11 protein-coding genes are annotated in these 11962 nt (G+C 41.9%); all 11 read right to left on the bottom strand.

Going from position 1 to position 11962, the window contains the following annotated elements; translation table 11 throughout:
* Positions 1-2848: PDZ domain-containing protein (locus M0R21_04545; GenBank protein MCK9617084.1), on the bottom strand; the 2848-nt coding region annotated here is incomplete at its 3' end.
* 436 nt (positions 2849-3284) lie between these two features.
* Positions 3285-3764 carry an NAD(P)H-dependent oxidoreductase subunit E gene (locus M0R21_04540; protein MCK9617083.1) on the bottom strand — a complete coding sequence of 160 codons (480 nt, stop codon included), beginning with the start codon at positions 3762-3764 and terminating at the stop codon, positions 3285-3287.
* Positions 3765-3777: 13 nt separating this feature from the next.
* Positions 3778-5550, bottom strand: coding sequence for an NADH-dependent [FeFe] hydrogenase, group A6 (locus tag M0R21_04535; protein ID MCK9617082.1), 1773 nt, complete (start codon positions 5548-5550; stop codon positions 3778-3780).
* A gap of 15 nt (positions 5551-5565) precedes the next feature.
* Positions 5566-7359, bottom strand: a complete 1794-nt coding sequence (locus M0R21_04530) for an NADH-quinone oxidoreductase subunit NuoF (protein ID MCK9617081.1) — start codon at positions 7357-7359, stop codon at positions 5566-5568.
* A gap of 15 nt (positions 7360-7374) precedes the next feature.
* Positions 7375-7773: a (2Fe-2S) ferredoxin domain-containing protein gene (locus M0R21_04525; GenBank protein ID MCK9617080.1), complete on the bottom strand. Its 399-nt coding sequence runs from the start codon at positions 7771-7773 to the stop codon at positions 7375-7377.
* A 132-nt stretch (positions 7774-7905) separates the two neighbouring features.
* Positions 7906-8454 carry an ATP-binding protein gene (locus M0R21_04520; protein ID MCK9617079.1) on the bottom strand — a complete coding sequence of 183 codons (549 nt, stop codon included), beginning with the start codon at positions 8452-8454 and terminating at the stop codon, positions 7906-7908.
* Positions 8451-9191, bottom strand: coding sequence for a PHP domain-containing protein (locus M0R21_04515; GenBank protein MCK9617078.1), 741 nt, complete (start codon positions 9189-9191; stop codon positions 8451-8453). The genes M0R21_04520 and M0R21_04515 overlap by 4 nt, the downstream gene beginning before the upstream one ends.
* Positions 9178-9522 carry a serine kinase gene (locus M0R21_04510; protein MCK9617077.1) on the bottom strand — a complete coding sequence of 115 codons (345 nt, stop codon included), beginning with the start codon at positions 9520-9522 and terminating at the stop codon, positions 9178-9180. Before M0R21_04510 ends, M0R21_04515 begins: the two co-directional genes overlap by 14 nt.
* Position 9523: 1 nt before the next feature.
* A complete protein-coding gene (locus M0R21_04505) occupies positions 9524-10888 on the bottom strand; it encodes a 4Fe-4S binding protein (GenBank protein MCK9617076.1) in 1365 nt (454 codons plus the stop codon).
* 1 nt (position 10889) lies between these two features.
* Positions 10890-11303, bottom strand: coding sequence for an anti-sigma regulatory factor (locus M0R21_04500; GenBank protein ID MCK9617075.1), 414 nt, complete (start codon positions 11301-11303; stop codon positions 10890-10892).
* Between the two features lie 15 nt (positions 11304-11318).
* Entirely contained in the window at positions 11319-11663 is a 345-nt protein-coding gene (locus M0R21_04495; protein MCK9617074.1) for a DRTGG domain-containing protein, read from the bottom strand.
* Positions 11664-11962: the final 299 nt, after the last annotated feature.

Raw genomic sequence — 11962 nt, 5'->3', positions numbered from 1 at the left:
CACGGGTAACCTGGCGCATCAGCCTTTCAATTATCATAGGAGACACATTGCCGCCGCCGTTTCCGCGGTCGTCAATAATCAACGCCTTTTTATCCAACTGTGGATAAAAATACTTAACAAATTCATTCAGTCCTTCCACGCCCATATCAGGGATGTGTATGTAGCCAACTTCGCCGTTGGTGGCTTCGTTCACTTTCTTAACATTATTCTGAACCCAGTTATAATAATATAGTGGGTTTTCGTCCTTTATGGGTATTACGATGGATTTACGACTACCTTTTTCTTCGGCTTTGCTATTGATGGTTAGTTCCACCTGTTTGCCGGCGGTATTTACCAGCTCGGCATAAATATCGTTCATATCTTTGGTTGACTTGCCGTTTACGGCAATGATGAAATCGCCTTCTTTAGCGTCAATGCCCATTTCGGTAAGTGGTGAGCGGAGGTCTTTGCTCCAGTTAGCACCGGCAAGAATTTTATCTATTCTGTAATATCCCGAAGCATCCCTGCTTATTTTTGCGCCAAGCAAGCCGGTATTAATTCTTTCCGGCATGATGCGGTCGCCGCCGCCGATGTAAGCGTGCCCTATGTTCAGTTCGCCGATAAGCTCGCCGATAAGGTAGTTCAGGTCGTTGCGGTTGTTTACGTAAGGAAGCAACACGGCATATTTATCGTGCATGGCTTTCCAATCCAGTCCGTGCATGTTTGATTGGTAGAAAAAGTCGCGCATTTGCCGCCATGCTTCGTCGTAAATTTGTTTCCATTCCTCACGGTTGTTTACCCATACTTTCATATCGGTGAGTTTCACCTGATCTTTCAATGCAATGGAGGAAGAAGGCATATCCATTACATAGTATCCCTGGTCTTTGCGCACCAGCATTTTTTTACCGTTTGCCGATACTGTGAAGTCCATTCCATCTCCAAGGTTTGTTTCTTTCTTTTCCTTTAAATCATACATTTTAATGGATTGGTCCTTTTCTCCTTGCTTATAATAGCCGTAATATACCTTGTCGTTGTTACAGTAAATGTTCCAGTAGTTTGCGGCTTCAATAGGCAGGGAAATGATGCGGTCTTTTATCCCGTCGAGGTCAACTTTTACATCGGGAACGCTTACAGCATCGGTCTTTTCTTTCTTCTCCTTTTTGTCAGATTTTTTGTCCTGTTTTAGGTCGGCATTTGGCTTCACCTCTTCCGTTTTCACTTCGTTATTTTCCGGAGCAAAAGGAGAAGGAGTAGCCTTAGCAAGAGTTGCAAGGTAAACTTTGCTCATGTTGGCATAAGCATGGTTCCATTCGGTGTTGCTGTAAATAGGGTTAAAATCGCGCTGCGAAACAAAGAGCACATATTTCCCGTCGGCACTGAAAACCGGATTGTACGAACTGTACCATTCGTCGGTAACTTCGGTCTTGGTTTTGGATGAAAGTTCGTATAAGATGATTTTTGCCATGTCGTTTGGCTCGGGGCAGGAATACACTATCCATTTACTGTCGGGCGACCAGTTGAAATCGCTGAATTCCCATATGGTAGATTTGTCAATTAGCGTTACCTGTTTGCTTTCGATGTCCACGTATTGTAGGCGGAGCATTTTGTCGTTCCACATTATTTTCTTGCTGTCGGGCGACCATTGGATATTGAATTTATAGGTATCGGCACCTGTGGTTATCTGTACAGGGGCTTCGCTTCCGTCCTGTTTCTGAATGTAGATTTCAAACTCACCACTCTTGTCGGATAGGTAAGCTATCCATTTTCCATCCGGCGACCAGCAGGCACTACGGTCGTTGGCGCTTGAACTCTGGGTAATGTTACGGGTGATCCCGTCTTTGTAAGGAACGGTGAAAACATCACCACGGGCACCCAGTACAATACGGTTTCCATCCGGCGAAATGTCGGCATTATTGATAAACTTGGAAGCATCTTTCAGTTTATCCCTTCCGGTAACAAAATCGTCTTCAATCTTTACATTTACTTTGGATATTTTTTGTGTGCCAAAATCGTAAACCCAGAGGTAACCGGCATTTTCATAAATGATTCCTTTGTCGCCAAGGGTAGGAAATTTAACGTCATAATCCGTGTAGCTGGTAATCTTACGGGTTTGGTTTGTTTTGGTGTTGAAAACAAAAAGATTCATGGTGCGGTCGCGGTCGGAGCAGAAATAGATGTCGTCGCCACGCCACATAGGGAAAATATCCTGGTTATCGTTGTCGGTAACTTTAGTGATTTTTTGTGTATCAAAATCAAAGATACGGATGTCGTCGGCCATGCCGCCGGTGTAGTATTTCCATGTACGGAATTCGCGGAACACACGGTTAAAAGCCAGCTTTTTGCCGTCAGGCGAATAAGAACAAAAACCTCCTGAAGAAAGGGGAAGCTCTTTCGACAGCCCGCCATCAATGGAAACCATGAAAAGCTGCCCTACAAAATCGTTCCACGATTGCTTGCGCGAACGATAAATGATATTTTTGCTATCGTTAGTCCATGCCATCACGATGTTGTTGGGACCCATGCGGTCGGAAATGTCGTCGCGACCCAGAGTTGCAGTGTAGGTTAAACGTTTAGGCGTGCCACCTTCCGAAGGTATTACATACACTTCGGTATTTCCGTCGTACTGGGCGGTAAAGGCAATGTATTTACCATCCGGCGAGATGTGGGCAAACATTTCGTAGCCCGCATCGTTGGTGAGTTTACGGGCTAAGCCGCCATTCAGGTTCACCGTGTACAAGTCACCGGCATAGGTAAACACAACCTGGTTGCCGTGCATGGCAGGGAAACGCATCAACCTTGCCTCTTCCTGCGAACAGATAGCTCCTGCAAACAGGAAACTCATCAAAACTATCAGTAAAAATTTTTTCATACTAAAACAATTTAGCGTTGTATTTAATTATTAATTAAAAAGATATGTTATTTACAAATCATTATTCATAATGATGGTAAAATTAACCATAAAAATGAGTAAAACATGTTTTTACAGGGAAAAACGACTACAAATATATATAAGCATTAAAATATCCGATAAACCTTATTCCATAATCGGCAAAACCTTTTAACCAGCAAAATCTTCAATAGGATTATCTCCATACGGAAAATTGAATTTTTGTATCCGAGGTGATTTTTATATAAACTGCCGAGATGCGAAGTTTGCAAACTTTGCACCACCTGATTGGCACAAAAACGATGTCAGTCTATTTTAAAGGGGAAACCCTATTTTCCAACTTTTTATTTCCAATAAAAAAACATTCCCGAAACATACATGATGTCCGGGAATGTGAGGGATTAAAAAAGCAGAATTATTATTTTATGTATTCGGCGATGATGTCCTTAACGCCGTCAGGGGCAACGCGTCCGTAAACTTTTTCGCCTATCATTACTACCGGCGCCAGTCCGCAGGCACCTACGCAGCGCAGGCAACTCAGTGAGAACTTACCATCGGGAGTGGTATCGCCTACGTTAACATTCAGTATGCGTTTGAACTCTTCGAGTACTTTTTCGGCACCACGAACGTAGCAGGCAGTTCCCAGGCAGATGGAAATGGGATATTCACCCTTAGGAGTCATTGAGAAAAAGGAGTAGAACGATACTACACCGTAAACGGTAGCAAGGGGAACGTTCAGCTCGCGCGAAACCACTTCCTGCACTTCGGCAGGCAAGTATCCAAAGATGCCTTGTGCTTTATGCAATACGTTGATGAGTTCACCTTTTTCGTTGTTGAACTCCTTGCAAACAGCCTTAAGTTCGGCTATTTTATTTTCTGATAATTTTATATTTGCCATGAGTTGTTTCTCCTTAATCGTTAATTATAACTTGTTTACTTCTGTCGAAATAATGGGTATGTAGCAAATGATGCGATTTTTCGCTCAACGGTTTCCCCAAAAATTCTTCATACAGTTTGATGATGTCCGGATTTTCGTGCGATTTACGAAGAGGCTTATTAACATCTTCCTGGTAAATGGCTTTCTGGCGAGCCTTCAGTATAGAATCGTGTCCATGATGGAAAGGCTGACCGCCACCGCCAATGCAACCACCGGGGCAAGCCATGATTTCGATAGCATGGAATTGGCTTTTGCCTGCGCGAATGTCTTCGAGAAGTTTGCGTGCGTTGCCCAGTCCATGTGCAATGCCTATGTGTAGTTCAAAACCGTTGAGATCAACAGTAGCATGGCGTACGCTTTTCAGTCCGCGCAACTGTTCAAAGTCAACTTTTTCGAGTTGTTTTCCTGTATATACTTCATAAGCAGTACGAACGGCAGCTTCAATAACACCGCCTGTGGTACCAAAAATAACGGCAGCACCGGTTGACTCGCCAAGCGGTTTGTCGAAATCTTCTTCGGGCAATGTGTCGAAATCAATATTTAACTGCTTGATGAGGTGAGCCAACTCGCGGGTAGAAATGGAGTAATTTACATCAGGATCGCCATCGGTTGAAAATTCGGGACGTGTGCATTCATATTTTTTGGCAAGGCATGGCATCACCGAAACAACAATGAGGTTCTTGCGGTCAACATTGATTTTGTTGGCAAAATATGTTTTTGCAATGGCGCCGAACATCTGCTGTGGCGATTTTGCTGTTGACGGAATGTCAAGCATTTCGGGAAAATTGGTTTCAAAAAATTTCACCCAGCCTGGGCAGCAGGAAGTAAGAATAGGAAGTTTTACTGATTTGTCGCCTTCGAGGAAAGCCGAGAGGCGACCCAGAAGTTCGGTTCCTTCTTCCATGATGGTAAGGTCGGCAGCAAAGTCGGTATCGAAAACATATTTGAACCCAAGGCGGCGCAGAGCTGCAGCCATTTTGCCGGTAACAAGAGTTCCGGGTTCCATACCGAATTCTTCGCCCAGAGCGGCGCGAACGGCAGGAGCTGTTTGTACAATTACGGTTTTGGTTGGGTCGGCAAGGGCGCGGATGATGTTACGGGTGTGGTCAACTTCGGTAAGAGCACCTGTTGGGCATACCGAAACGCATTGTCCGCAATAAGTACAAACCGATTTTTCGAGGTTCATTTCGAAAGCGGGAGCCACAACTGCCATAAAACCACGGTTTACACCCGAAAGAGCGCCTACGGACTGTACTTCGTTGCACATCATTTCGCAGCGGCGGCACATGATGCATTTGTCCACATCGCGGATAATGGCAGGCGAGGTATCCTTACGGTAGGTTGATTTTTCGCCCTGGAAGGGAATTTCGCGAATGCCAAGTTTGTGAGCCATGTCTTGCAACTCGCAATTACCCGATTTGGGGCAGATGAGACAATCGGCAGGGTGGTCGCTGAGCATCAGTTCCATGATGGTACGACGTGCATTCATAACCCTGAGGTTGTGTGTACGAACAACCATTCCGGGTGTACAATCGGTAGCACAGGCAGGAGCCAGGTTGCGACGTCCTTCCACTTCCACTACACACAGGCGGCATCCGCCCGGTTTGTTTTCAATTTTCATATCACCCAGGTCGAAGTAACACATTGTGGGGATTTCAATGCCTACCTGTCGGGCAGCCTTCAGCAGGGTTGTTCCCGGCTGTACTTCAACGGGTTTATTATCTATGGTTAATTTGATAAGTTCCATCTCTTTTACCTTTCTTTATTTAATTTCAATAGCATCAAATTTACATCTTTCGTAGCAGGCACCGCATTTGATACAAATGCTTTGGTCAATAAGATGTGCCATTTTACGTTCACCTGTGATTGCATTTACAGGACAATTACGGGCACAAGCGGTACAACCAACGCATTTCTCAGCATCAATAATATACTGGAGCAGGGCTTTACACTGACCCGAAGGACATTTTTTATCCTGAACGTGAGCAATGTATTCGTCCCAGAAGTTATCCATGGTGGAAAGTACTGGGTTGGGAGAGGTTTGTCCTAATCCGCAGAGAGAAGCATCTTTAATCACTTGTCCCAGGTTGCGGAGCTTGTTAAGATCTTCCATGGTGCCGTTACCTTTGATTATTTCGTCGAGAATTTCTCCGAGGCGTTTATTGCCGATACGGCAAGGTGTACATTTTCCACAGGATTCTTCAATGGTAAAATCGAGGTAGAAACGGGCAATGGAAACCATACAGTTGTCCTCGTCCATCACTATCATTCCGCCCGAACCCATCATAGAACCATTGGCTACGAGGTTTTCATAATCAATGGGAATATCGAGGTGTTTTTCGGTTAAGCAACCACCTGAAGGTCCACCGGTTTGTACGGCTTTAAATTTCTTTCCGTCTTTAATGCCACCGCCAATTTCAAAAATCACTTCGCGAAGGGTAGTTCCCATCGGAACTTCAATCAAACCAACATTATTGATTTTTCCTGCAAGGGCAAATACTTTGGTGCCTTTGGATTTTTCAGTTCCGATAGAAGAAAACCAGTCGGCACCTTTGTTTATGATTACGGGGATGTTGGCAAAAGTTTCCACGTTGTTTACGTTGGAAGGCTTGCCAAGGTAACCGGAAACGGAAGGGAATGGTGGTTTCAGGGTGGGTTCGCCACGCAAACCTTCCATAGAATGGATAAGAGCAGTTTCTTCACCGCAAACAAAAGCACCGGCTCCATAACGCAGCTCAATATCAAAATTAAAACCGGAACCTAAAATGTCTTTACCTAACAATCCGTATTCACGAGATTGTTTGATAGCGATTTTCAAACGTTCAATAGCAAGAGGATATTCTGCACGTATGTAAACCAATCCTTTATCAGCACCAATACAGTAACCGCAGATAGCCATTGCTTCAATTACGCTGTGGGGGTCGCCTTCGAGGATGGAACGGTCCATAAATGCACCGGGGTCGCCTTCATCGGCATTACAAACCACGTATTTTTGTTCATTCACTGATTTGCGGGTGATTTCCCATTTTAAACCGGTAGGGAAACCGGCACCGCCACGTCCGCGCAATCCAGCTTTTTTGATAATATCAATCACCTGTTCGGGTGTATGTTCCGAAAGGCAGGTTCCCAATGCCTGGTAACCTTCGCGGGCGATGTATTCGTCAATGTTTTCCGGGTCGATGAAACCGCAGTTGCGTAGTGCTATTCGTAACTGTTTTTTATAGAAGCCCATGTGTTTTGAATCGCTTACGTGTTCCCTTTTTTCAGGGTCGGTATAAAGCAATCGCTGAACTTTACGTCCTTTGATGATGTGTTCTTCTATGATTTCGCGGGCATCGCCTGGTTTTACTTCGGTGTAGAAAGTGTTGTCGGGCATCACCTTAACGATTGGACCTTTTTCACAAAAGCCGAAGCAACCTGTCATTATCACTTGTACATCTTTGTCTAATCCTTTATCTGAAATAATGGTTTTCAGATTATTAAATATCTCTTCGCTTGCTGAAGCGCGGCAGCCCGTACCTCCGCAAACAAGGAGATGGAATTTGAATTTTGCCATGAATTTTCCTCCCTTTTATTTGGTGTGAATAGTTTCGTAATTAACGGGAATGATACCTTCGACCAGTTCGCCGTTTTTAATGTATTTTTCTATGATTTCGTCGGCTTTTTTGATATTAACATATCCAAAAACAACCGGGTCTTGTCCGGGAATGGTTACTTCAAGGGTAGGTTCGGCAAAGCAGTATCCCATGCAGCCGGTTTGGGTAATTACGGCTTCGATGTTTCGCTTGTCGAGTTCGTCCACCATGAAATCCATCACGTCTTTGGCACCTGAAGCAATTCCGCAGGTAGCCATAGCTACTTTTACCTGAACGAGGTTTTCGGTGTTATCGCTTTTTTCGCGAAGAGTAATTTTCGACTGAAGATCGTCTTTGATCTTTTTTAAGTCAGCCAGTGATTTGATTTTTGACATAGTATTTATGGTTAAATTACTGTTAATGTATATTTTATATTTAATTGATTCTAAAGGGCAAGTTTAATGAAATAATGGGTCAATATTTACGTATGTTAATAAATTATAATCATTCAAAAAAGCAGGGCATTTTTAAGTTTCTGCTTCAATATCTTTTAAATTTTCTTTTAGCATTTCTTTCAAAAGTTTTCCTACCTGTGGGTGATTAATAGGGGTATCTTCCAGTATAAGTTTTATTTTTTTTGTATCGAAAATATAGGTTCCTTTTTCAGTTGTGTGCTGATAAGCAAAATCCAGTTCCGGGTTGGCGGTAACAAGTATCACTACTACGCCGGTAATGTCGCCCAGTATGGGTCTGTCGAGATTATCATATCCAAAAACGGCGTTCACTGTGGTACCCTTTCCTTTTTCGGAAGTTATAGCAAATCTCCCCCCGCTACGCTCGGCATTTTGCTTGAAAAGGGGTATCCCAAGACCTACTTTTCGGGTTGTACGGCTTGTGAAGTAGGGGTCGGTAACTTTAGTAAGTTCATCTTCGCCCATTCCCAAACCGTCATCAGATATGGTGATATCAAACTCGTTTTTCAGCTTGTCTTCATTGATAACGATACCGATGTTTTGTGCTCCGGCTGAAATGGAGTTTTGCACTATATCAAGTATATGTAACGACAGGTCTTTCATATGGCGACTATTTCTCTTCCTTCTTTATTGTGCAATGCTTTCAGTAATTCGGCAAAGCTGAGTTCGGCAAGCTGGAAGATTGTAAAAGCATCACCAATAAGATGGGGAACATGCGCATCAGAATTTCTGATAATAGCAGGGTTGCCGAGATATTTGTTTTGCAAAAGGAAAACCTCTTTGGAAGTAAACTTGGAAAGCTCAAGTGCATCGTATTGCAGGTCTGTAGGGATGAATCCCAACTGACTCATCAGGCTGAACTTGGGCTTGTCAACATGTGCCGGAATGAAAATTCCACCCAATGCATGTACTTGTTTCTCAATTTCATTTATACCCTGATCGAGTGCCGAAATGAGCAACCGCTCTTCCTGAAAAATGATTTCCTCATTTTGGTCAACGGCTACCTGATAACCAAAATAGGAAGGATTATTTTTAATATCAGGGAGATGTGCATCAAGGTAAGTTTGGAAAACTTCCAATTTTTCATCATTTTCAAAGAACGCTAGGCAGTGGGCTTCTTCCCGGGTAGTAATTTCGGCGCCGCACATCACAAAGATATTTTCTTCAGCTGCCATTTGTTTTACTACTTTACACTGTCTTGTTGTATTATGGTCGGTAATTCCGAGAATCTGTATTTTTTTCTTTTTGGCTTCTTCAACAATTCTTCCTGGGCTCATGTCGAGGTCGCCACAAGGCGAGAGAACCGTATGAATATGCAAATCTGCTTTATAATTTTGCATCCTCCAATAACTTGTACAGTTTTCCTGAAATTGCAAAGGCTTCATCCGTAGTGCCCAGTATGGGAATATTTTCTGCATTACTCTGGGTGGCAGTATCCTGCTCAGGAGTATAGCCTTTTACCAGTATAATGGCAGCCAGTTCTTTAAGTGAAGCAATTGCCATAATATTTTTATGGGTTTGCAGAGTAATCCAGATTTGCCTGGCGTCAGCGTGTCCCATTACATCGCTGAGCAGGTCGGAAGTATACCCTCCGGTAATTTCCCGATCGAGGCCTTGTTCTCCGCTAAAAATCTGCAATCCGAGTGTATCAACTATATTTTTTACGTTCATTTTATCCGTTTTGTTTACAATTTATATCAAGTTTGTTGTTTCCCCAAATTTGTCCAACAATTTTTATAGATTCGTCCAAATCAATTAATCCCTTTTTCTCAAGCGTTTTCTGGATAAAAACACATTGCATCAACTCGGCATTTCCCTGCACGATGTCTTCGGCAAGGGTAGCACAACTGGGCGTTCCGCAAAGCCTACAGTCCACTTGGGGGAGGCATTTGATGAGATCATGTACTTTGCTCATTTTTTTCATAGCTTCCGACATTTTTTCATCTAATTTTAACATGGAACGGGGATAGATAGCCCCAATTGTGAGATTCGATTGAAGGAAGTCGAAATAGTCCGTCATTCCGTTATGCTGATTGTTTTCAGGGTTTATATCACCGGTCTCGGCTCTTTTATTAAGTCTTTCTACTGTTAAAAAACGATTGGCAGTAGTAAGAACTCCGCCTGCACAGCTTTCGTCGCAGGCACGCAATTCAAGAAAATCTATATTTGTAGCTTCTTCATTTTCAATTTTTTCAAGAAATTCAATTACATTATGAATTTCATCTATTGCATAAGATTTTCCGTTGATAGATGTAGATTCTCCATGGGTAAGGGTAAATGTAAGTGCTTTTCCACTTAAAATGGTGTTATTGGGCAATGTACAAACTTCAGATTTATGTTGCTTAATGGCTCTGAAGGCTTTATTAAAAATAAAATTACAGTTGATTACCCCGTCAATGGGGCTGGTTTCTTCGCCTACAGGGCTTTTTACGGCAGCAATTTTTGCAGCACAAGGAGTTATATAAAAAATTCCGATGTCGTTGGGATTCACGCCTTCCTGCACGAGTTTTTTTCGGAGATATAAAGCAGATATTTCGAAAGGTTGCCGTTTTAATACTAAATTTTCAACCAGAGAAGGGAATTTAACTTGGATTAAACGTACTATAGCCGGGCAAAATGATGAAATCAGGGGCTTTACAACTTCTTTTTCTTGTAGTAGATTGTTTGTAGCCTCTACTAAAATCTCTACTCCCTGCTCAACTTCAAACACATGCGTAAAGCCCTGATCTATCAGGATGCTGAATATTTGTTTTGTGGAAATTTCTTCAGAAAACTGCCCAATAAAGACAGCCGGTACCAATGCTATCCTGTATTTATAATCAAATATTTTATTGAAATCGTCCTGTTCAACAATGATGGCAGCAGAAGGGCAAGCCTTCATACATTCGCCACAATCTACACAACGATTGGCTATGATTAAAGCTTTTCCATTGCGTACGCGTACAGCTTCTGTCGGGCACACTTCCATACAATGAGTACAGCCGATACAGAGATCGTTGATAACTTTTAGTGCATGATGAAAGTGCGCTTTTTCCATTTTACCCCAAATAATTAATAATTTCTACTTCGGTACCTATGCCTACCTTACTCCTGATGTGTAATTCGTCGGCATTATTTTTTATGTTGGGTAAACCCATGCCTGCTCCAAAGCCCATTTCTCTTACTTCGGCACTGGCTGTAGAATATCCTTTTTGCATGGCAAGATCAATATCGGGGATGCCGGGACCTTCATCCGCCAGTATAACTTTAATTTTTTCGGTATCAATATCTACTGTGATTTTTCCCTTGTAAGCGTGTGCCACAACATTTACTTCGGCTTCATACAAAGCTACTACAATGCGTTTTATGATTTTAGGATCAACGTTGAGTTGTTTTAAAATTTTTTTTATTTCGCTGGAAGCAAACCCGGCTTTGGAAAAATTTCCCCCTTCTATATCAAATGTAAAGTGCATTGCAAAACGATGTTTTTAATATAAAGGTTGAATGCCGTGCTGAAAGAGCAGCCCGCAGGTTTTAAACATGGAATAAGCGCATTCCAGCACTACAAGTTGGTTTTCATCAGCTAGTACAAGCATTTCTTCATTTACTTTTTTATTTCGACAAAATATAATAAATTGGATATCCGACATTTCAGCAGTCCTAATGGTTTGAAGATTTGCCAAACCGGTAATAAGAAGCAAATTATTGGTATCGAGGGTAAGTACATCACTCATCAGGTCGGAGGCAAAAGCGTAGCCTATTTCGGAATCAAGTTTTTCTTCACCACATACTACCTTGGCGTTAAGTATTTTAATAGCTTCTGAAAGTTTCATTTGCATCTATTTTTCATATGTATAAAAATACTTATTTTTCATTAAGACTTTGATTTTATTTTTCTGCAAAATTAACATATTTCTACATATTATTTGTTAATTATATAACAATGTTATTAAAATAACAAAAATTTATATTTATTCTAAATTAAGCTTTTCTCTTTAAATTAAATTTAATATTAATTATTTGTAAATAAGCATAGTAAGTATAATTAAATTCTATAAGATTATAAAATGAGATTGATTCTTCTCATAGTAAATAAAAAAAGCCGCTGACATTGCAACGGCTTTATAACAGT

The sequence above is a fragment of the Lentimicrobiaceae bacterium genome (assembly GCA_023227965.1).
GTDB lineage: Bacteria > Bacteroidota > Bacteroidia > Bacteroidales > JALOCA01 > JALOCA01.
The sequence above is the reverse complement of the archived record's forward strand: the minus strand, read 5'-3'. Positions and strand labels throughout refer to the sequence as shown.